The sequence below is a fragment of the Streptomyces sp. NPDC004111 genome, from assembly GCF_042874215.1.
Taxonomy (GTDB): Bacteria; Actinomycetota; Actinomycetes; order Streptomycetales; family Streptomycetaceae; genus Streptomyces.
In genome coordinates this window covers 19,304-42,889 of record NZ_JBIAMU010000002.1, presented here as the reverse complement: position 1 = coordinate 42,889, position 23,586 = coordinate 19,304, and the positions used below count along the sequence as shown (strand labels likewise).

At 72.4% G+C, this 23,586-nt stretch carries 19 protein-coding genes; 11 read left to right on the top strand and 8 right to left on the bottom strand.

What is annotated here, in order from left to right; genetic code table 11:
- The first annotated feature begins 13 nt into the window (after window positions 1-13).
- Entirely contained in the window at window positions 14-1,444 is a 1,431-nt protein-coding gene (locus tag ACFYVL_RS04690; RefSeq protein WP_389241352.1) for an MFS transporter, read from the top strand.
- On the opposite strand, the gene ACFYVL_RS04685 is transcribed toward ACFYVL_RS04690, so the two are convergent.
- The 3 genes from ACFYVL_RS04685 to ACFYVL_RS04675 all read right to left on the bottom strand — a co-directional run bounded on the left by ACFYVL_RS04685 (window position 1,441) and on the right by ACFYVL_RS04675 (window position 3,251).
- A complete protein-coding gene (locus tag ACFYVL_RS04685; protein ID WP_389241351.1) occupies window positions 1,441-2,142 on the bottom strand; it encodes an RDD family protein in 702 nt (233 codons plus the stop codon). The genes ACFYVL_RS04690 and ACFYVL_RS04685 overlap by 4 nt on opposite strands.
- 16 nt (window positions 2,143-2,158) lie before the next feature.
- Entirely contained in the window at window positions 2,159-2,704 is a 546-nt protein-coding gene (locus ACFYVL_RS04680) for a hypothetical protein (RefSeq protein ID WP_389241350.1), read from the bottom strand.
- A 79-nt stretch (window positions 2,705-2,783) separates the two neighbouring features.
- Window positions 2,784-3,251 carry a hypothetical protein gene (locus ACFYVL_RS04675; protein ID WP_389241349.1) on the bottom strand — a complete coding sequence of 156 codons (468 nt, stop codon included), beginning with the start codon at window positions 3,249-3,251 and terminating at the stop codon, window positions 2,784-2,786.
- Between the two features lie 299 nt (window positions 3,252-3,550).
- Here ACFYVL_RS04675 and ACFYVL_RS04670 point away from each other — a divergent pair, with 299 nt between their 5' ends.
- Entirely contained in the window at window positions 3,551-3,820 is a 270-nt protein-coding gene (locus tag ACFYVL_RS04670) for a hypothetical protein (RefSeq protein WP_389241348.1), read from the top strand.
- 71 nt (window positions 3,821-3,891) lie between these two features.
- Here the strand turns inward: ACFYVL_RS04670 and ACFYVL_RS04665 are convergent, their stop codons facing one another.
- The 3 genes from ACFYVL_RS04665 to ACFYVL_RS04655 all read right to left on the bottom strand — a co-directional run bounded on the left by ACFYVL_RS04665 (window position 3,892) and on the right by ACFYVL_RS04655 (window position 8,201).
- Window positions 3,892-6,636, bottom strand: a complete 2,745-nt coding sequence (locus ACFYVL_RS04665; protein ID WP_389241347.1) for a cation-translocating P-type ATPase — start codon at window positions 6,634-6,636, stop codon at window positions 3,892-3,894.
- Window positions 6,633-7,709, bottom strand: coding sequence for a polyphosphate kinase 2 family protein (locus ACFYVL_RS04660; RefSeq protein WP_389241346.1), 1,077 nt, complete (start codon window positions 7,707-7,709; stop codon window positions 6,633-6,635). Before ACFYVL_RS04660 ends, ACFYVL_RS04665 begins: the two co-directional genes overlap by 4 nt.
- 75 nt (window positions 7,710-7,784) lie before the next feature.
- Window positions 7,785-8,201, bottom strand: a complete 417-nt coding sequence (locus tag ACFYVL_RS04655; RefSeq protein WP_389241345.1) for a hypothetical protein — start codon at window positions 8,199-8,201, stop codon at window positions 7,785-7,787.
- A 248-nt stretch (window positions 8,202-8,449) separates the two neighbouring features.
- Here ACFYVL_RS04655 and ACFYVL_RS04650 point away from each other — a divergent pair, with 248 nt between their 5' ends.
- The gene (locus ACFYVL_RS04650; protein ID WP_389241344.1) at window positions 8,450-8,740 is read left to right on the top strand and encodes a hypothetical protein; all 291 of its coding nucleotides are present in this window, start codon (window positions 8,450-8,452) and stop codon (window positions 8,738-8,740) included.
- A 37-nt stretch (window positions 8,741-8,777) separates the two neighbouring features.
- Here ACFYVL_RS04650 and ACFYVL_RS04645 read toward each other — a convergent pair whose 3' ends face one another.
- A complete protein-coding gene (locus ACFYVL_RS04645) occupies window positions 8,778-9,227 on the bottom strand; it encodes a peptidase inhibitor family I36 protein (RefSeq protein ID WP_389241343.1) in 450 nt (149 codons plus the stop codon).
- A gap of 101 nt (window positions 9,228-9,328) precedes the next feature.
- Here ACFYVL_RS04645 and ACFYVL_RS04640 point away from each other — a divergent pair, with 101 nt between their 5' ends.
- The 3 genes from ACFYVL_RS04640 (at window position 9,329) to ACFYVL_RS04630 (ending at window position 13,324) form a co-directional block, all read left to right on the top strand.
- The gene (locus ACFYVL_RS04640) at window positions 9,329-9,688 is read left to right on the top strand and encodes a hypothetical protein (protein WP_389241342.1); all 360 of its coding nucleotides are present in this window, start codon (window positions 9,329-9,331) and stop codon (window positions 9,686-9,688) included.
- 228 nt (window positions 9,689-9,916) lie between these two features.
- On the top strand, window positions 9,917-12,679 hold the full coding sequence (locus ACFYVL_RS04635) for an ATP-binding protein (protein ID WP_389241341.1): 2,763 nt from the start codon (window positions 9,917-9,919) through the stop codon (window positions 12,677-12,679).
- A gap of 171 nt (window positions 12,680-12,850) precedes the next feature.
- Window positions 12,851-13,324: an SsgA family sporulation/cell division regulator gene (locus tag ACFYVL_RS04630; RefSeq protein ID WP_389241340.1), complete on the top strand. Its 474-nt coding sequence runs from the start codon at window positions 12,851-12,853 to the stop codon at window positions 13,322-13,324.
- Between the two features lie 112 nt (window positions 13,325-13,436).
- On the opposite strand, the gene ACFYVL_RS04625 is transcribed toward ACFYVL_RS04630, so the two are convergent.
- Entirely contained in the window at window positions 13,437-17,558 is a 4,122-nt protein-coding gene (locus ACFYVL_RS04625; protein ID WP_389241339.1) for a GDSL-type esterase/lipase family protein, read from the bottom strand.
- A 575-nt stretch (window positions 17,559-18,133) separates the two neighbouring features.
- Here ACFYVL_RS04625 and abc-f point away from each other — a divergent pair.
- The 5 genes from abc-f to ACFYVL_RS04600 all read left to right on the top strand — a co-directional run bounded on the left by abc-f (window position 18,134) and on the right by ACFYVL_RS04600 (window position 23,525).
- Window positions 18,134-19,768 carry a ribosomal protection-like ABC-F family protein gene (gene abc-f / locus ACFYVL_RS04620; RefSeq protein ID WP_389241338.1) on the top strand — a complete coding sequence of 545 codons (1,635 nt, stop codon included), beginning with the start codon at window positions 18,134-18,136 and terminating at the stop codon, window positions 19,766-19,768.
- Window positions 19,769-19,846: 78 nt separating this feature from the next.
- Window positions 19,847-21,523 (top strand): ABC-F family ATP-binding cassette domain-containing protein, encoded by a 1,677-nt coding sequence (locus ACFYVL_RS04615; RefSeq protein WP_389241337.1) that lies wholly within the window; start codon window positions 19,847-19,849, stop codon window positions 21,521-21,523.
- A 212-nt stretch (window positions 21,524-21,735) separates the two neighbouring features.
- Complete coding sequence (locus ACFYVL_RS04610) at window positions 21,736-22,266, top strand: hypothetical protein (RefSeq protein ID WP_389241336.1); 531 nt, start codon at window positions 21,736-21,738, stop codon at window positions 22,264-22,266.
- Between the two features lie 45 nt (window positions 22,267-22,311).
- Window positions 22,312-22,893 (top strand): TIGR00730 family Rossman fold protein, encoded by a 582-nt coding sequence (locus tag ACFYVL_RS04605; protein WP_389241335.1) that lies wholly within the window; start codon window positions 22,312-22,314, stop codon window positions 22,891-22,893.
- Between the two features lie 107 nt (window positions 22,894-23,000).
- The gene (locus ACFYVL_RS04600) at window positions 23,001-23,525 is read left to right on the top strand and encodes a hypothetical protein (protein ID WP_389241334.1); all 525 of its coding nucleotides are present in this window, start codon (window positions 23,001-23,003) and stop codon (window positions 23,523-23,525) included.
- The last annotated feature ends 61 nt before the right edge of the window (window positions 23,526-23,586 follow it).

Genomic DNA, 23,586 nt, shown 5'->3' with positions numbered 1-23,586 from the left:
CGGGACGGCACCCATGGCCGAAACCGCCGCACCGGGAGCGACCACCCGGGTACCGCGCCACATCCTGCTCCCGCTGGCGCTCGCCCAGTTCATCTGCAGCTTCGCCGGCTCCAACATGAACGTGATGATCAACGACATCAGCGAGGACCTGGACACCACCGTGCAGGGCGTCCAGACCGCCATCACGATCTTCCTGCTGGTGATGGCGGCGCTGATGATCCCGAGCGGCAAGCTCACCGAACGCTACGGCCGCAAGCTCTGCTTCCGGGTGGGCCTGGCCGTGTACGGGGTCGGCGCGCTGCTCAGCGCCGTCGCCCCCGGCCTCGGCGTGCTCATCCTCGGCAACTCCCTGCTGGAGGGCATCGGCACGGCCCTGCTCATCCCGCCCGTCTACATCCTCACCACGCTGCTGTTCCCCGACCTCACCTCACGGGCCCGTGCCTTCGGCGCCATCATGGCCATGGGCGGCATCGGGGCCGCGGCCGGGCCGCTGATCGGCGGGCTCATCACCACCGGGATCAGCTGGCGGGCCGCCTTCGTGTTCCAGGCGCTGATCGTCGGATGCATCCTCGTGATGAGCCGCCGGGTCCCCGACCCGCTGCCCGCGCAGCCCGGCGCGCCGATGGACGTGCGCGGCATGGTGCTCAGCGCGGCCGGGCTCGTCCTCCTCGTCATGGGCATCCTGGCCGTCGACGACAACGGCTGGCTGGCCGGCGGCCTGCTGGCGGCCGGGGCGCTCGTCCTCGTGTGGTTCTTCCGAACGGCGCGCGCCCTGGAGGCGGCGGGCAAGGAACCGCTGCTCTCGACCTCCCTGTTCCACAACCGCACCTCCAACCTGGGCCTGATCACCCAGCACGTGCAGTGGCTGGTGCTGATGGGCGTGTCGTTCGTGGCCGCCGCCTACCTCCAGGTGGTGCGCGGCTACAACGCGATCGAGACCGGCGTGATCTTCACCGCGGCCACCGTCGGCCTGCTCGCCTCTTCCCTGGGCGCCGAGCGCTTCGCCAAGCGCCGGGCCCAGCGCACGCTCATCGTGGCCGGGTTCGTCCTCACGGTCGGAGGCATCGTGCTGCTGCTCGTGCTGGCGGGCGGCACCGCCGACCCCTGGGCGTCGGCACCGGGACTCTTCCTCGTCGGAGTCGGTCTCGGCGTGATGCTGACCCCGTCGGTCAACATCGTCCAGTCGAGCTTCGGCGAGAGCGAGCAGGGCGAGATCTCCGGTCTGTCCCGCAGCGTCTCCAACCTGGGCTCCTCGCTGGGCACGGCCATCGCGGGCACCATCCTGGTCGCCGGACCCGCCCACGCCTACGCCGCCGCGATGATCACCCTCGCGGCGATCGGGCTCGCCGGGCTCGTCGCGGGCGCCCTGCTGCCCGGCGGCTCCGCGGGCGTCGGGGCACCGTCCCCGGGCACGGCCACGCAGGGCCCGTCCGGGAACACCTAGGAGGGGTGCCGGGGCGTCCCCGCGGGCGGGTTCCCCGGTGGCGCCGGGGGAGGCGGAGGCGTGCCCTGGGCAGACGCCGCTGGGGGAGCGGTCTTCTTCCTGCGGTACGCGGCAGGGTTCCTCCCGCCCGGACTCCTGCGGTAGCGGGAGGGCCCCGGGCCCTCGCCGTACGCGGCCGGGTTCCGCGGTGCCGAGGGCTCCGGGGTGCGCGGCGACCAGTCGTAGACCACCGTGCTCGACACGAGGAGGTCCTGCACGGACGCCCGCCGGCGGCTCAGCGGAACCCACAGCAGCCCCAGCGGCAGGGCGAGACAGAGCGCCGCCCGCAGCAGCGCACGCGGCACCCCGGGCGACCGCCCGGACCGGGTGCACACCCGCAGCCCCATCACCTGGTCCCCGGCCGTCCGCCCGGTGGTGGCCCAGCCGCCCGCCGCATAGCCGAGGGCGAGCACCGTCAGGCCCCCGGCCGTCACCCAGGAGGGCAGGTCGAGGGCGTGGAAGGGCGGCCCGGTCACCAGCAGTACGACACAGGACGCCCCCAGGTGCACGAGCACGCCGAGCGCCGCCACCACCAGCGCGTCGACGACGGCCGCCAGCAGGCGCGAGACGAGCCCGGCGGGCCGGCCCCGGACGAGCTCCCGGGTCTCCCACGGCCCCGCCCCCACGGCCGGTTCCGGGCGTTCCGGATGCGGCTTCACCGAGGGCCCGCCCTGCTCACGCCGGGTGTGCGGGCCGCGGGTCCGCTGCCGGAGCCACCTCGGCCCGCGCTCCGTGGGCCCTGCGCAGCAGCCGGTCGGCGACCCGGTTCACCAGCTGGTCGGCCCGGATGCCGCGCTCCCGTACCGCCTCGACGGTCTCGCGCGTCATCCCGGTGCCGGTCTCCCTGGCGACGCGCTGCACATCGATCTCCGCCAGGACGGCGACGGCCAGGTCCACGAGGTCGACCCGCGCGATCACGGAATCGACGTCGACGCGCCGGACGATCGCGTCGACGTCGACCCGTGCCACGGCCCGGTCCAGATCGACCCGTTCCACAGCCCTGTCCAGGTCGACCCGGGCCACCACGGCTTCGACGTCGACCCGCTCGACGACGCGGTTCACATCGACCCGCGCCACCACGTCGTCGAGCTCCAGACGGGCCACCACGGCGGCCACCAGCGCGCGCACCAGCGCGTCGAGCCCCAGGCCGGCGATCCGGAGCGCCAGCTGCGGTGCGAGCAGCAGCGCGCGCACCAGATCGGTGTTTCTGTATCCGTTCACCACGCCATCGCACCGGAACGCCGTACCGGGGTCCTCCTCCGCCAGGGGTGAGGTTCCGGCCGCCGTCCTGCTGCCGGTCTCACATGGGCGCTCCGTACACCTTGTGCGCCTGCCGCCGCCCGTAGGTCGCGATGGCCCAGATCACCGCGACGTCCAGCACGATGATGAGGGCCGACCACACCGGGTGGTACGGGGTGAAGAAGAAGTTCTCCATGGCGCTGAGGGCCGTGACCGCGATGCAGACGGCACGGGCCCAGGTGCGGCCGGAGAAGAGGCTCAGCGCCGCGGCCAGCACCACGATGCCGGTGATCATCTCGACCCAGCCCCTGGTGTTGACGTCCAGGTCGTACGAGTACGCGTTCTGCGCCTGGTAGTAGTTCTCGCTCAGGATCGCCGACAGTCCCGCGATGACGTGGAACGCGCCGATGATGCCCAGTACGCACGCGGCGAACACGACTCCGCCGACGGTGAGCGTGCTGACCCGGGGCTCCTGCTCGGGCGGGGGCGCTCCGGGACGCGGCGGCCCCGGAGCGAACTGCTCAGCCATGTCGAACCTCCTCCTCTCGGACCTCCCCGCCGGCCTCGGCGAACCCGAAGGCGCCGACCGCCCGGACCGTCCCGACGGTCTCCTCGGCCCTGGCGCTTCGCGTTCGACGGTGCGGGGAGTCTCCCGATGAACCCGCAGCATCCGCCCGCCCCCGCCGCACCGGTTCACCCACAGTGGATGAGCCGGGGCCCCGCCCGGCGCGCGGGAGCGACGTCACCCGGCGAAGGTGATGCCACGGACCGTGCGTCCGGGGAGTAATGGCGGTCGGAGCGCAGCCGTCGCAGCGGGAGGTGAAGGCCATGACAGGGGCGCACAAGGCCGGCGGACCAGGACCGGAGCGTCTGCTGCCGGTCGGTGGCGGTGAGTTCGAGATCCGGGTCAGAGGACGGGTGGGCGAGGCGTTCCGGGAGGCGTTCGCCGAGCTGACGGTGGTGCTGCGCCCGGCGGAGACGGTACTGACGGGGGACGAGCTCGACCAGGGCACCCTCTACGTGGTCCTGGAACGCATCAGGGCGCTCGGCCTCGAACTCCTGGAGCTGCGCCAACTGCCCGACCCCGAGGCACCGTAGAGAACGGCGGGACTCCGTGCGGGAGCGGCGGGACTGCGCGAGGGAGGTACGGCGCGGGGGACCCGCCCCCCTCACGGAGTCCGCGGCAGCGGGGACCCGGCCCGGGTGTGCGCCCGCCGGCGGGCGAGCAGCTTGCCCAGCTCCCACAGTGCCAGCAGCGCGAGCGCGGGCAGCAGCGCCCAGCCGAACTGGCCGAGGGTCAGCGGCGTGGTGTCCAGCAGCCGGTTGAAGACGTCCGTCTGGGTCACCATGACGGCGAGCACGAACTCGCCCAGCAGCGTCCAGTTCAACTGCTTGCTGTCGAAGGTGTCGACGGTGAGGACCGTGCCCGTCTGGTCGCGGCATTCGAGGGCCGCGACGATCAGGCACAGCGAGAACGTCGTGAACGCGATGGAGTTGCCGACGGCCGTGCTGTCGAACCGCGACTCGCCGAGCTTGATCATCCCGAGCAGTCCGACGGTGATCGCCGTTCCCACGAGGCCGACCGTCAGCATCAGAGCGCCGGTCATGACGGGCTCGCCGCGCGGACGCGGACGGCGGGTCATCAGGTTCGACCTGATGCGGTCGAAGCCCAGCGAGAAGCCGAAGGCGGCGTTCACGAAGAAGTGGATCCACAGCACCTGCGCCGGGGTGAAGGGCTCGCCGCCGGCGATGTCGAACAGCGTCGCGCCGAGGAAGGTGAGCACGAAGGTGACGAGCAGGACCAGTACGAACCGGATGTACTTGGTGAGGTTGTTGTAGATCTTGCGGCCCTGCTCGACCGCGTGGACGATCGTGGCGAAGTTGTCGTCGGCGAGGATCACCCGCCCGGCGTTGCGCGCGACCTCCGTGCCGGAACCCATGGCGATGCCGATGTCCGCGGCCTTGATGGCCGGTGCGTCGTTCACCCCGTCGCCGGTCATGGCGACCACGTCGCCCTTCTGCTTGAGGGTCTCGGCGAGCAGTACCTTGTGCTCGGGCGCCACCCGCCCGACGACGCCGATCCCGTCGATGCGGGCCAGCCGCTCCTCCTCGGGCATGGCCGCGAACTCGGCGCCGAGCACCGCCTCCCCGGGAATGCCGAGCTGCTCGGCCACGGCTGCCCCGGTGATCACGTCGTCGCCGGTCACCATGCGGACCCGGATGTGCGCCGCCTGCGCGTCGGCCACGGCGGCCCGCGACTCGGTGCGCGGCGGGTCGACCATGCCCACCAGGCTGGTCACCGACAACTCCTGCACCAGCGCCAGCAGATCGCCGTCCGGGGTGAAGGCCGAGGGGTCGAGGTCCCGGGTCGCGGCGGCCATCACCCGGCGCCCCGCCCGCTCCATCCGCTCCAGTTCGTCCTGGGCCCGCTCGCGCAGCGCCTTGTCGAAGGGGACGTGCGCGCCCTCCGACAGGGCCGTGCCCGCACGGGCGAGCACGGCCGGTGCCGCCCCTTTCACGAAGCAGCGCACCACGGTCCGCCCCTGACCGTTGCGTGCTTCGTGGAAGGTCGCCATCAGCTTGTACGCGGGGTCGAACGGCAGCGTGGCCAGCCGGGGGAACCGGGCGCGCGTCGCGTCGACGTCGAGCCCCGCCTTGTGCCCGAGCACGAGCAGGGCGCCCTCGGTGGGGTCGCCCACCACCCGGCCGTCCACCAGCGTGGCGTCGCTCGCCACGAGGTACGGCAGGATCGCGTCCTCGATGCTCCGGGAGGTGCCCGCGGAGTGCCGCACCCCGCCTTCCAGGCCGTAGCCGGTGCCGGAGACCGTGTACCGGTCGTAGGGGTCCACGACCTCCACCGCGGTCATCTGGTTCAGCGTCAGCGTGCCGGTCTTGTCGGAGTTGATGGCCGAGGTGAACCCCAGGGCCTCGACCGACGGCAGGTCCTTCACGATGGCGTGCCGCCGGGCGAGTTCGAGGCCGCCGCGGGAGAGGATCGTCTGCGTCACCGTGGGCAGCGCCTCGGGCACGGCGGCGATGGCCAGGGACACCGCGCTGATGAACAGCGTGTCCCACGGCTCGCCCCGCTGCCTGCCCAGGGCGAACATCATCACCATCGTCAGGCCCGCCGCCCCCACGATCCACAGCGTCAGCCGGTTCAGCTCACGGGTGAGCGGCGACTCCTCGCGCCGGGTGGTGGAGAGCATCCCCGCGATGCGGCCCAGCTCGGTGCCGGTCCCGGTGGCGGTGACCGCGAGGACGGCGCTGCCGTGCGTCACCGGGGTGTTCATGAACGCCATGTTCGTCAGATCGGCCGGACCCGGCTCGGTCCCCGGCGCCGGCCGCACCGGGGCGGCGTCCTTGGCGACGGGCACGCTCTCCCCGGTGAGGGCGGACTCGTCGATCTGCAGGGCGTTCGTCTCCAGCAGCCGCCCGTCCGCGGGCACCTCGTCCCCGGCGGTGAGGAGCACGACGTCCCCCACCACGATCCCGTCCGCCGCGACGCGCGCCTCGCTACCGTCGCGCCGTACCCGTGCCGTGGCCTTCGACATCGCCTTGAGCGCGTTCATCGCGCTCTCCGCCTTGCCCTCCTGCCGGATCCCGATGACCGCGTTGAGCACGGTCAGGGCCAGCAGCACCACGGCGGTTCCCCACTCCTGGACGGCGAGCGACACCACCGCCGCGCCGACGAGGATGACCTGCATGTACGAGGTGTACTGCCCGAGGAAGCGGCGCCAGCCGGGCGGCGGTTTCTCCTCCGGCAGCGCGTTGGGCCCGTGCTCGGCGAGCCGTGTCTCCACCTGCCGGGAGTGCAGACCCACGGCCGGGTCGACGCCGAGCGCCGCGGCCACCGCTTCGGCGGAGTGGGTGTGCCAGGCGGGCGGCGCGCCGCCCGGGGATGCCGGTGCCGTCATCGCTGCCGCCTCCGTTCGCCGCCGTGCCGGGCGCCCTTGGCCTTCCTGCCGCCCTTCCCGTCCTTGCCGCCCTTCGCGTCCTTGGTGTTCCGGGCGCGTGCCGCCGCCGCGGCGACCGACGCCGCGTACGGGTCGGGTGCCGCACCGGTCGGGGCCTCGCCCTCCAGCACGAGCTTCTCCGCGGCCAGTTCCCGCCTGCTCTTGTCGTCGATCTCCGGGTAGCGCGGATCGGTCGCGATGAGGGTGTCGACGAGCACCGCCGCCGCACAGATCCGGGCGAACCACTTGTGGTCGGCCGGCACCACGTACCAGGGCGCCCAAGGGGTGCTCGTGGCGGAGAGCATCTCGGAGAAGGCCCGCTGGTAGGCGTCCCAGTGGGCGCGCTCACGCGCGTCGGCGGCGGAGAACTTCCAGTTCCGCTCGGGGACGTCGATCCGCCGCAGGAAGCGGGTGCGCTGCTCCTCCTTGGACAGGTTGAGGAACAGCTTGACGACCCTGAAGCCGTTGTCGGACAGGTACCGCTCCCAGTCGTTGATCTCCCGGAAGCGCCGCCGCCAGAGCGCCTTGTGGCTCTCCTCCGCCTCCGGCAGCCGCTGCCGGCTGAGGAGCTCCGGGTGGACCCGCACCACCAGGACCTCCTCGTAGTGCGACCGGTTGAAGATGCCGATCTCACCGCGCCGGGGCAGCCCCCGGACGTAGCGCCAGAGGTAGTCGTGGCCGAGCTCCTCGGCCGAGGGCACCCGGAAGTTGGCCACGTGCACGCCCTGCGGGTTGACCCCGCTCATGACGTGCCGGATGGTGCCGTCCTTGCCCCCGGCGTCCAGGGCCTGGAGACAGACCAGCACTCCGTGGGTGCCCTGGGCGGCCAGTCGCCGCTGGTAGTCCGCCAGCATCTCGACGCCGACGCGCAGCAGCTCCTGGCCCGCCGCCTTGTTCTTGATGCCCGCCTTGTGGGCGGGGTCGAAGTCCCTGGACAGGTTCACCCTGGATCCGGGCTCCACCCGCAGCGGGGCGATGAACTTCGCGATCCGCCGGGCCTGCTTGTCCGACGTGCTTTCCCGTCCTTCCTGCACGGCCCCTCCTGACGGGTGACGGGTGCTCCTGGATGTCCCGGGACTTCTCCGCGCTGCCGCGCGCCGGGGCGCGTCCTAGACGTCCTCGCGCCGCACCACGCACAGGCCCCAGATGACGAAGCCGTCGATGGCGATCACGGTCAGGGACCAGAACGGGTAGTACGGGATCGACAGGAAGTTGGCGACGATCAGCAGGGCGGCGATGACGATGCCGAGCACCCGTGCCCAGGTCATCGCCTTGAACAGGCCGAAGCTGACACCGAACGCGACGACGCCGAGAACGAGGTGGATCCAGCCCCAGCTGGTCAGGTCGAACTCGAAGACGTACTGGGGTGTCGTGAGGAACACCTTGTCCTCCAGGACGGCCATCAGACCGCGGAAGAAGGCCAGCATGCCGGCGATCAGCAGCATCACCGCGGCGAAGACCGTCAGCCCGCCGGCGGCCGCCTGCGCGGTGCCCGAGCGATGGTGCGCAGGGGTCGAGGTGACCATGACAGGACCTCCAAGGTCGAGGAGGGTGCCTAATGCACCGCTGTGCCTTGAGTTTTCCCGTCGGCCACAGCCCCGGTCGTCACCCTCAAGGGGTGAGACCGGGCGCGCGGCCCGTGCGATGGCCCTGGTAGCGGTGGGCACGGCGTCCGCGGCGGCCTCCGCACGCCCGACGGCCCCTTAACTTTCCGCTTGCGGCCCCGCACCATGAGGGCAGGCGCGGCCGAGGAGCCGCGTTCCGGGAGGTTGGCATGGCTACGGTCCCTTGGCGCGGCTCCCGCAGGAACGTGTTCGCCCCCTTGCGCCTCCAGTGTGCCCAGCGCGTCGTGGGTGTGGAGGCGGCCCTGCTCCTGCCCAACGTGATGGTGCTCGTGGTGGAGGACGTGTGCACCCGCCTCGCATACGAGGACTGGCAGCGCCGCCGGCCGGCCCGCTGGCACCTGGTGGCGCACCGGCGCTGGCGGGCCGAGGGCATCTGGCTGGAGGGGAAGTTCCAGCGGCTGTGGGCCCTGGCCGGGGACTGCCTGGACTGCCCCGACTGACCGGCCGCGGGGTGGCGCGGCCGGCCGCCGCGGACCGCTACGGGCAGTAGAACCGCATCGAGGAGAGCCTGTCGTTGTTGTAGTACCTGGAGCTGCCGGTGCCGTAGTCGGCCTTCTCGCCCCAGTGCCACGACTGGGCGAAGTCCAGGTCGGAGGGGTGCAGTTCGCCGCTGGGGTCGTCCCAGAACTCGATCTGGCACTGCGAGTTGTTCAGCCAGGACGACACCTGGTTGTCGGCGAGTTCGCCGTTCTTGAAGTGCGTGTTGATGAGCCGCACGATCTTGGTATTGCCACCCGCCGCGGGAGGGGTGACGATGACCTTCGAGCCCGTTCCGCCCCCGTGCTGGTACAGGCAGAGTGCCCACGCGGGACAGTCGGCGTAAGGAGGGTTGTCCGCTGCCGCCGTAGGCGCGGAGAGGAACAGGGCCGCGCCGGCGACCGCACCGGCGACCGCGGCCGTCGCCGCCCTGAAGGATCCGGATCTCATCTGCTGCTGCCTTCTGTGTCGAAAGATACGTGTGAGAAGCGGAAGCAACCTAGCATGAGATACGTATGTCGAATTCGGCTTCCCGTACGAAAGGCTGATGCATGTTCACCTTCCGACCGAAACTGCGCGGTGCCCTCGCCGTGACCGCCCTGACCGTGGCACTGACCGGCGTCGGAGCCGGCGCGGCGAGCGCCGCCGACTGGCCCCCGCTGACCGCAGGCGCACACCTCTACACGGGCACCCACGGCACGGGGACGGCGACCACGGTCGACCTCGACGACCTCGGCACCTGCCACACCCTGTCGGCGCCCGCGCGCTCCGTGCAGGTCGTCTCGGGCTCCGCGTCCGTGGTGCTCTACCAGGGGGCGGACTGCTCCGGCACCTCGCCGTGGGCCACCGGCTCCCTCGCCCAGTCCGACCTCCCGTGGGCCGTGCTGAGCTACCGGGTGGTCCCGGCCTAACGAGACCGCACCCGGCCCGGCCCGTCACACCCGGCCCGGCCCGGCCCGGCGCACCGCACCCCGGGACGCCCCGCCGTCGCCCGCCACGTCGGAAGGACACCGCGCGGGCACATAAAATAACCGGGAAGCGACGACGTCCCCTCTCCGCCCCGCGCCCGGCGCATCCCGTGCGAGCGAGCGCGACAGCGTCCGCTCACAGGGGCGGTGCGGCGGGGAGGGGTGGGGTCGATGGGGCCCGGCGACGGGACGATGGTCGGCCGCGAGCGCGAGCTGGCGGCCCTGTCCGCGTTCGTCACGGCCGCCGGGGGACGGGCCCTCGTCCTGAGCGGCGACGCCGGTGTCGGCAAGAGCGCGCTGCTCGACCACGTCACCGGACTCGCCTCCGCCGCCGGACACCGGGTGGTCAGAGCGGTCGGCGTGGAGGCCGAGTCGCAACTGCCGTACGCCGGTCTGCACCAGCTGCTGCACCCGCTGCTGCGCTCCGCCGACGGGCTGGAACCCGGCCACCGCGAGGTCTTCGACGTCGTCTTCGCCCGGAGCGAGGGACCGCCGCCCTCCGTCATGACCCTCGGCATCGCCGTCCTGGACCTGCTCTGCCTCGCGGCCCAGGACCGGCCCCTGCTGCTGGTGCTCGACGACGGCCAGTGGTTCGACACCGCCAGCACCGAGGTGTGTGGGTTCGTGGGACGGCGGCTCACCGGCAGCGCCGTCGCCCTGGTCGTCGGCCTGCGCGCCGACGTCCCCTCCGGCTTCGACACGGCCGCGCTGCCCCGACTCCCCGTGCCCACCCTGACGGAGAGCGCCGCAGAGCTGCTGCTCGACCTGCGCAGCCCCGGCCTGGAGCACCGGACGCGCCGGCTGATCCTGGACGAGGCCCGGGGCAACCCGCTGGCCCTGCTGGAGCTGCCGCCCCACGTCCTGGCCGGCGGCCGGGCCGACGAGGGTCCCGGAGCGCCGCCCGCGTACGCGGGCATCCCGCTGTCCCTGCGCCTCCAGCACGTGTACGGCGCCCGCGTGCGCACGCTCAGCGGCGCCGTGCGCGCGGTACTGCTGCGCGGCGCCCTGGACGGCGTCGCGGCGGGACCGGCGGCCGGCCGGGCCGGCGGTGCCCGCTACCGCATGGGCGACGCCCACGAGGCGGCGGCACACGGACTGCTGGACATCGACCCGCACAGCGGGGACTTCGTCTTCCGGCACCCCCTGGTGCGCTCCGCCGTCGTCCAGACGGCGACGGCGTACGAACGGCGCGCCGCCCACGCCGCCCTCGCCGACGTGCACCGCGACGACGTGGAGAGACGCGCCGTGCACCTGGCGGCGGCCACCGTCGACCCCGACGAGGAGGTCGCGGCCGCGCTGGAGGCCGCCGCCGACTCCGCCACCCTGCGGGGCGGCTCTCTGGCAGCCGTGTCCTGGCTGACCAGAGCCGCCGAGCTGAGCGAGAGCAACGAGCAGCGCTCCCGCCGGGTGGGCAGCGCGGCCTTCGTCGCCGGACACGCGGGCCTCCTGGAGCGGGCCCGGCAACTGGTGCGCGGCACCGCCGCAACCGGAACCGGCACGAGCCCCGCCTCGGTCGTCGCCTCGGCCTACGTCGCGCTCTACGAGGACGGCGACGTCACCACCTCGCGGCGCCGCGTCCACACGGCGATCGAGAGCATCCGCGACAGCGGCGCGGCGGCACCGGACGAGGTGCTCACCCGCCTGGTCAACCTGCTGCTGGCCATCAGCCAGTACGCGAGCGACCCCGCCGCCTGGGGCCGCGCACACGAACTGCTCGCCTCCCTGGGCGACCTGGTCCCGCCGAACTCCCGGATATACGAGGACGCCTGGGGCGACGTGGTGCGGCGCGGCGCCGGTGTGCACGAGCGGGTCGAGCGCGCGCTCGCCGAACCCGGCACGCTCGAACCGTGGGAGGTCACCCGGCTCGGCGTCGCCGCGTACCACGTGGACACGGTCGGCCGGTACCGCCCCTACCTCCAGCGCATCGTCGACCGGGAGGTGGAGACCGGGGCCGTGGCGTCCGGCATGACGATGCTGCACCTGATCATGCTCGACCAGCTGGCGGCCGGTGAGTGGGACGAGGCCGAACGGACCGGCCGGCGCAGCCTGGACCTGACGCTGGCGCACGACCACGCGCTGTTCGCCCACCACACCCGCGGCTATCTCGGGCTGCTCGCCGCGATGCGCGGCCGGACCGCACGGGCGAGGGAACTCCAGGCCACCGTGGACGCCTGGGCACGCCCGCGCGGCCTCGGCTTCCTCACCCAGATCGCCGACGCCGTCGGCACCGCCGCCGCACTCGCCGAGGGCGACCACGAGGCCGCCTACCGGCACGCCAGTACCATCACCCCGCCCGGCACCTTCACCCCGTACGCCCACCAGGCCTCCCGCACCCTCCTCGACCTGGTCGAAGCGGCCCTGCGCACCGGGCGCACCTCGCAGGCCCGCCGGCACGCGCTCGCCGCTCGGAAGGCGGGCCTGCCCGACCTCTCGCCCCGGCTCGCCCTGGTCACGTACGGCGCCCTCGCGATGACCGCCACCGACCGTGCCGAGGCCGACGCCCTGTACCACCGGGCCGAGAGCCACCCGGCCGCCGCCGGTTTCCCCTTCGAACTCGCCCGCGTCCGCCTCGCCCACGGCGCCCATCTGCGCCGCACCGAGGGACGCCGGGCCGCGCGCGGCCCCCTGACCCTCGCCGCCGAGACCTTCGCACGCCTCGGCGCGGACCCCTGGGCCGAGCGGGCCGCGGCCGAACTCGGTGCTGCCGCGACCGGCCGGCCGCCGGGCCGGCACACCGCGCTGACCTGGCAGGAGCGCCGGATAGCGGACCTCGCCGCGGCCGGGCTGACCAACCGGGAGATCGGTGCCCGGATGCAGCTGTCGCCGCGCACCGTCGGTTCCCACCTCTACCGGGTCTTCCCCAAGCTCGGCATCACCTCCCGCGCCGCACTCCGCGACGCCCTGGACCGGCTGCCCGACGACCGCGCCACCTGACCGCACCGGCGGCGGAACGCTCTGCTCCGCACCGGCGCAGTCGAATGACGCAACGCCGTGCGCCGAACCGGCCGGATCCGGCGGTCAACCTACTGACGTCCGGCACCCGGCCAGGCGCGAGAGTGGGCCGGTCGGCAACCGTCACGGGGAACAGGGAAGGACCCACGCGTCATGAGTGGCTATCCAGCAGAAGTACAGGCCGGTCGCACGCCACGGCACGGCTGTCCCCGGCTGACCCTCGTCGTCCGGCGTGTGCTGGGAGTGGGTGTGCACCTGCCGGTCGGTGCCGAGTTCGGGTTCGACCCGGCGGCACCGCTGACCGTCAGCGCGCGCTTCACGGCCGAGGGCGGACCGCGCGTCCTGTGGCAGCTCGGCCGGGACCTGCTCCACCAGGGCCTCCGCGAGCGGAGCGGCACCGGCGACGTCCGGATCCGGCCGTCGCGGCCCGACCGCCCGGCGACCGCCCTGCTCCAGCTCGCCTCCGCCGACACCGCGGCCCTGTTCGAGCTTCCCGTACCGCCGCTGGCGGCGTGGCTGGCGCACACCTACACGCTCGTGCCGGCCGGCCGTGAGCTGACCGGGGTGGACTGGGACGCGGTCGCCGCCGACCTGACCGGCGGCCCGGGGCGGGCGGACTTCGGCTGACCGCCCGAGGGCTCCGCGCCCACCGGGCGGGCGGCGCCCGGACCGTGCGCGAGGCGCCCGCCTCCGAGGACCGGGGTCCGACGGAGACGGGCGCACAGGGCCGGGGCGGGGTTCAGGAGCGGTAGTCGCGCAGGAACAGGGAACCGCCGGCATCGCTGCGGGAGGCGTCCACACCGTTGCCCCCGCTGTAGTCGTTGTTCTCGTTGTCCGCCCAGTCCTGGATGGCGCCGCCTCCGGTGGTCAGGTGCTGGAAGGCGCCCGGGTCCGAGGCGGACGAGCCGAACTGGAACACCCGGGAGGTGTCGGCGTAGGGCCAGTAGGGCTCGTAGGGGCCTCCGGGGGTCGTCTGCTTGGTCAGGTGGTTGCGGAAGAACACGTTCTGCGGGCCCGTGGAGCCGGACCAGCCGATGCCCTTGCTGCCCGCGGCCCAGTAGACGGGCCACCAGGTGCCCTTGTCGCCCGCACCGCCCTCACCGCCGCAGTTGGTCTCGCACTCGCCGGAGGAGTGGTTGTACGGCACGTGCACGGTGTTGTTCTCGAACAGGTTGCGGCGCTCCCAGCCGCCGTGCAGGTTCAGGTCGGAGTCGAAGTCGTTGCCGAGGGCGACATTGCCGGACGCCGACCACTGGAAGGTGAAGTGCCGCAGGTTGCGGCTGGTGTTGAAGGCGTACAGCGAGTCCCAGACGCGGGAGCCGCGCAGATAGCCGTTGCCGCCCTTGCCCTTGTTCCAGGAACCGTCGAAGACGTTGCGCTCGATCTGGATGTTCCTGGCCACCTCGGTCACCACCGGGTGCGAGCCGACCATGTCGGCGCGGACCCCGCGCACCCAGGAGTCGGACGCCCACTTGAAGACGATGCCGTGCATGGCGTACTCGGGCGCCATGTTGCCGTAGTTGTGCACCGCCTGCGCCGGGGTGAGCTGGTACGTGCCGCCGCCCAGCTTCGGCAGGCCGTTGAGGTCCTCCGTGAAGGAGAAGTCCTCGAAGCCCACGTCGGTGATCATCTTCAGTGCGGTGACCTTGCTGACGTACGGCTTGCCGCCCACGCCCAGCGGCGGGGAGCCGTCGGAGGTGGAGTCCACCGGGACGTCGTACTCCAGCGGCTTGTCGATCGTGACGGTGTGGTTGGCGGCGTCCACCGAGGCGATGGTGAACACCTGCTGGCGCATGTGCAGGTTCTCCAGCCTGCTGTCGTCGGCGGTGGCCCCCGCGACCTGCTGGGTCTGGAAGAACTTCAGGCTGTTCGCCGCCCCCACCCACAGGTCGCCGCCCGGCTTGAAGTCGTCCATCTTCGCCTTGGAGTTCAGCTGGATGGTCCGCCCGCCCTGGCGTGCCGCGTAGTTCGCGTCGGCCGCGGAACCGGCCACCGCCACCCCCGACTCCCAGTGCTGGTTGACCGAGCCCTCGAAGAGGTCGCGCCGGTTCTCCGGGATCTTGTCGGGGAAGCCGCAGATCCTGAGGTACTTCTCCGCCGCCTCCCGGGTCTGGACCCGGAACAGCCCGCGTCCCGGCCAGATCCAGCCGCCCGTACCGACGTTGTTGCCGGTCGTGAACTCGCACTTGTGGGTCGTGCCGACCTGGTCCCAGCGCTCGCCCTTGGCGGTCAGGACGTCGTACCGGGTGTTCTCGTCGGGGCGGAAGACGATCCGCGAACCGTTCGCCGGATCGGACCCCTGTCCCCGGACCACCAGGTACGAGGCGTCCACGGAGATCTGCTTGCTGACGTTGAGCACCCCCTTGGGCAGCTCGATCACCGACAGCCGGTGGGGTCCGGCACCCGGTGTGCAGGAGGTGCGGATCCGGTCGATGGCGCCCTGGATCCCCGCCGTGTCGTCCTTGCCGTCGTCGGCCCTGACCCCGAACTGCCCCTCCAGGGCGGCGGGGGAGAGGTGGCAGGCGGCATCCGGGTTGCGGGAGCCGGCGTCCGGCAGCACCTCGCCGCCGCGGTAACCGGCCCGGCTCCAGTCGGGCAGCCCCGCGACCGGGCCGCGCCGGTTGTTCCTGCTGAGCACCGTGCTCGTGTCGACCGCCCCGTCGACGTCCCCCGGCTGCGCGGACGGCCTGCCCACGCAGGAGGAGAACACCGGGGTGTCACCGAGCTGCGCCGCGATCTTCGTCAGACAGGCCGACAGCGCCAGCTGACCGTAGTGGTTGGGGTGGATGGCCTCCTGCTGGTTGCCCTGGGCCTGCCACGGAAGGTCCTTGAGCCCGTCGACCACGTACGGCACCCAGCGCACCCACTCGGCCTGCTCGGCCGGCAGCGGCGCGGACAGCTTGTGGCCCGAACCCGCCTGCCGCGTCGTCCTGCTGCACAGCTCGTGCCCGGCGAACGCGTTCTGGAGGTCCAGAAAGGACACCCCCGCCTCGTTCGCCGCGCCGCGCAGCATGCTGCTGATCCTGGGCACCACCGAGGTGTGCGCCCAGTCGCTGTCCGCGTCCAGGAAGGGGCAGCCGCCCTGGAGGTAGCGGCTGTAGTTGGCCGGGGGCACGGGCGCGTTCTCCGGGTCCCGGTAGTCACGGCCGAGCGGCAGCGGGTTGGGGTAGGACTGCAGCACGATCCGGTAGGAGCCGTCCTCCTGGCCCGCCTCGCGCAACGTGCCGCGGATCGCCTCGACGGCCTTGACCACCTTGGCCCGCGCCGGGGCGAGACCGTCGGAGAACTCCTTCTCCTTCGCACCGCGGCAGCCCTTGTTGAACAGCGACGGGTAGAAGTACGCCTTGACGCAGTCCTGGAGGATCTCGGCGAACTTCAGGTCGTTGCCGCCGACCGACAGCACCACCATCCGTACGTCGTTGCTCCGCGCGATGTCGCGCAGGTCGTCGACCTGGGGCCGCTGGCCCTTGAAGCCGGTCGTCGTCACGTTGTCCGTCGTCGCACCGGAACAGGCGAGGTTGAACCGCCGCTCCACCGGTACGTCCTCGAAGGACACCCCGCGGATCTCGGCGGAGTCGGAGCGGTCGCAGGCGCTGCCGCCCTTGTCGTACGACGTGTCGCCGTACACCCTGGCCGGGTCGTGGTCGCAGACGCTCTCCTCGCCGTTGCAGTTCACCGCGGCCCGGTCGGTGCCCCACGCGGAACCGGTCGCGGACGCGGCGGCGTTGCCCGCCCAGCGCCCGCCCTCGCCGGAGATGTAGCTGTCGCCCATGGAGACGACCGCCGGCGGCGCCCCGCAGGAGTCCTCCGCGGCACGCGCGACGCGCGAGGCGGTGCGGTGGTAGACGGTGTCGCCGGAGAACCGCCAGGAGGTCGGGCAGTTGACGGCGCCCACGCTGGAGAACCGCACGGGGTAGTGGTCGGAACTGCCGCGCTGCTCGCTGCGCGACACGACGAGGTTCTCCAGCTGATCACTGGCGATCATGTAGTCCAGCGCGTACCCGGACTTCTGGGTGGGAACGGGTGTTCCGTTCGGGTCCTGGTTCTGTGTGACGTAGTACGACTGCGGGAACCTGGCCCGGGTGGCGTCCGCGAGGCTGTTGAAGTCGCCCAGCGCCCGCCACGAGGACCCCGCCATCTGCCGGGAGATCGTGTCGATCAGCGCGACGGTGTGCGGATTGGGCTTGGCACCGGACCGGATCGACGCGGCATGGATGTTGAAGTACCAGCTGCCGCCCACCTCCACGCCGAACGCGGGACGGGTCCTGATCCACTTGTTCTTCGGGTCCTCGGCGGAGAAGATCTTGACGCGCTTCTTGAGGTCCGTGAGGTCCTTGGGCACCTGACGCAGATAGATCGCCATGGACTTCTGCGTGTTGCGGTCGGTGACCGGCTTGCCCGGCGTGCCCTCGTCCTGCTCGGCCTCGTCGTCCGGGTCGGTGCCGGGGGTGCCGCCGGGAGTGGGCTGGGCGGGGTCCTTGCCCCAGGCGGTCCGGTCGAGGATCTTCAGATAGAGCAGCACGCCGTTCGGCTGCCTGCTGCCCTGCCTGCCCCACTCCTTGGCGACGAGCTGGTACTTCAGACTCGGGTACCCGCTCGGCGTCTTCGCGGTGTCCGCGAGGTTGTCGGCGATCGGCACCGTGTCCTTGGAGAACTCGTCGGGGGCCGTCGTCGCCTCCTGGAGCGCGACGACGTCGGCGTTGGGCACCAGCTTGGTGCGGACGTCGTACCAGGAGGTGCCGCCCTGCATGTTGAACGTCACGGCCGACAGTCCGAGCTTCTCGGCCGCCCGGACCGATGCGGTGGGCGCGGCCAGCGCGACGAGCGAGGCGAGCAGCGCCACGCACAGGGCCTGCGCCACGGTGACGGAGCGCCAGGAGCCCGTACGGCGAAGGGCTTTACGGTAGGGGCCCGTTGGCCCGGGGCTCGGTCTGTGCCGGGAGCCGCGCCCCGGCGTACGAATGGACAACTGTCCGTCTCTCTTCCTGCCCGCAGAAATGGTTGAGGCTTCGCGGGGGACGCCCACACGTGTGAGTACTGTCGAGAGGTCGGGAGATCGCGACACACCGTACCCGGTTCAGCCGGACGCGATGCTCACATGCGCTTCTTCTGACTGTCAATCAGCGACAGGTGTGAACGCGCCACCCCCGCACTACCTACGAAACATGTCGAAATGTGCATACGGGCCGGCGCGGACGGCGGGCCGGGCGGGTGCCCGGGGCGCTCCTGTTACCCTGGGCGCGATGTGGACCGCTTGATCGAGGAGAAGCAGACGTGGTGGGTGAAGACGACATCTCCGGGTGAGATCCGGATGTGACAGGCCATCGGACGGCGCGCAGTGTACGCCGCTTCCCTGGCCTTACTCGTCGTACCCCCTTGTCCCCACCCTGCCCAGGGCAGAGGTCTGTCTGCCCTCACATCCTTCGAGGTCACCCCATGTCCGTCACCGCCGTCGTCTGCTCGAACCTCTCCTTCGCCTGGCCCGACGACACCCCGGTCCTGCACGACCTGTCCTTCGCCCTGGCCGCCGGCCGCACCGGCCTGGTCGCGCCCAACGGCTCCGGCAAGAGCACCCTCCTCAAGCTGATCGCCGGTGAGCTGCGGCCCGCCACCGGCTCCGTCACCGTCGAGGGCACCCTCGGCTACCTCCCGCAGAGCCTGCCCCTGACCGGTGACCTCACGGTCGCCGAAGTGCTCGGCATCGCCGAGGTGATCCACGCGCTGGACGCCGTCGAGTCCGGCGACGTCGACGAGGCGCACTTCACCACCATCGGCGACGACTGGGACATCGAGGAGCGCACCCGCGCCCAGCTCGACCGCCTCGGCCTCGGCCACCTCGCCCTGGACCGCAGCCTCAGCACCCTCAGCGGCGGCCAGATCGTCTCCCTCGGCCTCGCCGCCCAACTGCTGCGGCGCCCCGACGTACTGCTCCTCGACGAGCCCACGAACAACCTCGACCTCGAAGCCCGCCACCGCCTCTACGACGTGCTGTCGGACTTCACCGGACTCCTGCTGCTGGTCAGCCACGACCGCGCCCTGCTCGACCGCATGGACCGCATCGCCGAACTCGGCACCGGCGAACTGCGCCTGTACGGCGGCAACTTCACCGCGTACGAGGAAGCGGTGCGGGCCGAGCAGGAGGTCGCCGAGAAGAACGTCCGCAACGCCGAACAGGAACTGAAGCGCGAGAAGCGGGAGATGCAGCAGGCCCGCGAACGCGCCGAACGACGCCAGAGCAACGCCTCCCGCAACCTGAAGAGCGCCGGCCTGCCCCGCATCTTCGCCGGAAACATGAAGCGCGGCGCCCAGGAGTCCGCCGGCCGGGCCGGTCAGATGCACGCGGCCAGGGTCGGCGAGGCCAGGGCCCGCCTCGACGAGGCGGGCCGCGCACTGCGCGACGAACAGCGCATCTCCCTCGAACTCCCCGACACCCAGGTGCCCGCCGGACGCAACCTGTTCCTCGGCGAAGGCATGCAGGTCCACCACGGCAGCCACCAGGTCTTCGCCGACGGCGGCATCGACCTCGGCGTCCGGGGCCCCGAACGCATCGCGCTGACCGGCCCCAACGGCGCGGGCAAGACGACCCTGCTGCGGCTGATCACCGGCGACCTCACCCCGGACGCCGGCACGGTCCGGCGCGGCGAAGGCCGCATCGCCCACCTCTCGCAGCGCCTCGACCTGCTGGACCTGGAGCGCACCGTGGCGGAGAACTTCGCCGCGTTCGCCCCCGAACGGCCCGAGGCGGAGCGGATGAACCTGCTCGCCCGCTTCCTCTTCCGGGGCGCACGGGCACACCTGCCCGTCGCAGTGCTCTCCGGCGGCGAACGGCTGCGCGCCACCCTGGCCTGCGTACTGTGCGCGGAACCCGCCCCGCAACTGCTGCTGCTCGACGAGCCGACCAACAACCTCGACCTGGTCAGCGCGGGCCAGCTGGAGAGCGCGCTCAACTCCTACCGGGGAGCCTTCGTCGTGATCAGCCACGACGAGCGGTTCCTCACCGAGATCGGAGTCGACCGCCGGCTGCGGCTCGCCGACGGGGCACTCAAGGAGACCGGAGCCCCCGCGGTGTGAACCACCGGTGCACCACCCGGCCCGGCCGAGGCCCCGCGCCCGGCCGGGCCCGCCACCGACCACACCCGGAGAACCCCTGTGCCCCCAGCTGCTCTGCTCGCCCACGACCTGGTACGCGACCTCGGCGGCCGACGCGTGCTCGACGGCCTCTCGCTGACCGCCGCACCCGGCCGCCGCATCGGACTGATCGGTGAGAACGGCGTCGGCAAGACCACCCTGCTGCGCGTCCTGGCCGGTACGGACACCCCCGACGGGGGAAGCGTCCAGCGCCCCGACGACCTCGGCTTCCTGCACCAGGAAATGCCGTTCGACACCGCCACCACCCTCGCCGCGGCACTCGACGAAGCCCTGCGCGAGGCCCGCGACGACCTCGCCCGGCTCGACCGGCTCGGCGAGGAACTCGCCGCCGCCCCCGAGGACACCCCGGCCCACCGGGAACTCCTCGCCGCCTACGGCAGCCACCTGGAACGGACTCAGGACCGCGAGTCCTGGGACGCCGACCGCCGTGCCCGCCTCGTCCTGGAAGGGCTGGGCCTGGGCGCGCTCCCGCACGAGCGCACGCTCGGCTCGCTCTCCGGCGGCCAGCGCGGCCGGTTCGCCCTGGCGCTGCTGCTCCTGCGCAGGCCGTCGGCCCTGCTCCTCGACGAGCCGACCAACCACCTCGACGACGAGGCCGCCGCCTTCCTGGAGACGCAGCTCAGGAACCTGCCGGGAACCGTGGTCGCCGCCAGCCACGACCGGGCGTTCCTCGACGCCGTCTGCACCGACCTCCTCGACCTCGACCCCGCGGCCGAAGGACCCGTCCGCCACGGCGGCAACTACAGCGCCTACGTCCGGGAGAAGGACGCCCGGCGCGCCCGCTGGCAGCAGCGCCACGACGAGGAGCAGGAACAACTGCGCACACTGCGCCACGCGGCGGGCGTCACCGCACACCGGCTCGCACCGGACCGGGGGCGCAGCGACAACGAGAAGATGGGGTACGGCCACCGCGCGGGCCGGGTGCAGAACCAGATCTCCCGCCAGGTGCGCAGCGCCGCCCGCAGGCTCGCGGAACTGGAGCGCACCCAGGTCGCCGAGCCGCCGAGCCCGCTGCGGTTCGCCCCCGCCGCCCCCGCCGCCGGGGCGGCGCAGGACCCGGACACCCAGGCCCCGGCGGTCGTACTGCGGGACGTCCGGGTGCCCGGCCGGCTTGCCCTGGACGCGCTGGAGGTGACGGGAGACGACCGGCTGCTGGTGACCGGAGGAAACGGCGCGGGCAAGTCGACGCTGCTGGGCGTGCTCGCCGGAGAGATCACGGCCCGGGGCACGGTGCACCGGCGGCCGGGGCTGACCGTCGGGCTGCTCGCCCAGGACACCGTGTTCGACCGGCCCGACCGCACCGCCCTGGACCTCTACACCCGGTCACTGGGACCCGAGCGCGCCGAGGCCGTATCACTGGACTCCCTCGGCCTGCTGCGTCCGGCCGACGCGGAGCGACCCGTCGCACAACTGTCCGTAGGCCAGCGCCGCCGGCTCGCCCTGGCCCTCCTGGTGGCCCGCCCGCCCCAGCTCCTCCTGCTCGACGAACCCACCAACCACCTCTCCCCGCGCCTGTGCGACGAACTGGAGGAAGCACTGGGCGGCGGACCGGGCGCGGTCGTCCTCGCCAGCCACGACCGCTGGCTGCGCCGACGCTGGCAGGGCCGTGAACTGCGACTCGGGCAGAGCACCGGACCGGGGAGGCGAACGGCCCCGGCCACCCGCACCCGGCCCTGACCCGGCCGTACGCCCCGCGCGCACGGCGTACGAGCCCGTCCGACCGACGACCCCGAGAGATGCCCGGTCACACGTGTGACCCGAAGCGGAAGCCGACCACCGGCCGACGGAGCGCCCGCCCGCTCCGTCAACCGGCGTCGACACCCATCCGCGGGCGGCCCACGGCGTGGGTACCATGCCTGGCATCATCCATATCGAGGGAGTGAACGGTTGTGAGCAGCCAGTCGGCCGCCAAACTCCGATCGCGGTACGTGGAACAGGTCGCGTCGGAACTGGAGGGCAACCGCAGGCGCCAGGAGGAGCTGGCGAAGAAGATGGAGCTGCTGCAGCAGGAGGAAGCCCTGCTGACGGACATCCTCGATCTCGCCGCGCGGTACGAGGGTTTCGCCGATGCCTCGCGCCTGCCGGAGCAGGCACAGGACGAGACCGCGGTCCCGGCCACCAAGCCCAAGCCCCGCAACAAGGCCGTCTCCGCACGGGCCGGGGCGACGAAAGCCCCGAGCGCGAAACCCGCCCAGCCACTGCTCGGCGACCTGCTGCTCGACCTGCTCGCCGGCTACGGCGAACCGCGCCTGGCCAGGGAACTGCGGGACGAACTCCGGCAGAAGCACCCGGAGCGCAACCCGACGCCGCAGGTGGTGCGCAACACCCTGGAAGCCCTGGTGGCCAAGGGCCGCGTACAACGGCACAAGCAGCAGCGGTCGGTGATGTACACCCGCGTGAAGTCCCCCGGCACGGACTGACCTCCCACCCGCACCGAGCCGTTCCCCCCGTCCCCGGAGGTCTCCTTGCGCCGTCTCGCCGTCTTCCTCGCCTCGTCCGCCGGGCACGACCCGGCACACGCCGAACTGGCCGCGCACGTGGGCGCGGAACTGGCCGGGCGGGGGATCGGGCTCGTCTACGGCGGTGGCCGCCGGGGGCTGATGGGCGTGCTCGCCGACAGCGCGCTTGCCGCGGGCGGCGAGGTCATCGGGGTGATGCCGCGCAGCATGGTCGAGCGGGAGTGGGCGCACGAGCGGGTGACACGGCTGCTGCTGTGCGACTCCATGCACGAGCGCAAGGCGCTCATGGCCGAGCACGCCAACGCCTTCGTGGCCCTGCCCGGGGGTCTCGGGACGCTGGAGGAACTGTTCGAGGTGTGGTCGTGGCGGCAGCTGGGCTTCCACACCAAGCCCGTGGGGTTCCTCGACGCCGGGGGCTTCTGGACGCCGTTGCTCGGCGCGCTGCGCGGCATCGCCGACTCCGGGTTCCTCCCCGCCGCCTCCCTGGACGACCTCGCCGTCGCCCCCGACCTGCCCGGACTGCTGGAGGTACTGGAGGAGCGGCTGCGCCACTCCGCGCAGCCCGCACATGGCGAGGGCCTGCGGTGAACCGCACTCCGCAGCGGTAGCCGTCCACCCTCCCCACCTCTGATCTCCACCCGGGACTCCACCCATGGGTCCAGGTGTCGCCCGCCCTTTCCCAGCAGTCTGAGGGCATGACAACAACGGAGTGGATCACCGACATCGCCCTCGTCCTCATCGTCTTCCGGCAGCTGCGGGAGGACCGGCTCGACCTCAAGACGTTCCTGCTGCCGCTGGGCATCGTGTCCTACGTGGCGTACTCGTACCTGGACTCCATCCCGACCGACGGCAACGACCTCGTCCTGATCGCGGCACTGATGGCCGTCGGCACCGCACTCGGCGTCGCGGGCGGCATCTACACCCGGATCCGGGCTGCCGGGGGCCACCTGCTGATCAAGGCGGGCGCGGTGTCCGCGACGCTGTGGATCGTCGGCATGGGGGCACGGATGGGATTCCAGCTGTGGGTGGAGCACGGCGGCGGGGCCGACGACGTCGCCCGGTTCAGCGCGGCGCACCAGATCACCAGCGGGCAGGCGTGGGTCACCGCGTTCGTCCTGATGGCGCTCACCGAGGTCGTCACCCGGGTGGGCACGATCTTCGTCCGCAGCCGCCGGGTGCGGACCAGTGGCCAGATGCCCGTCCTCGGCCGCGCGGCCTGATCGTGCAGTATCTTCGGCCCGTGTCCGCAAACCGGAGCGCCCGGCCCACCGACACGGCCGT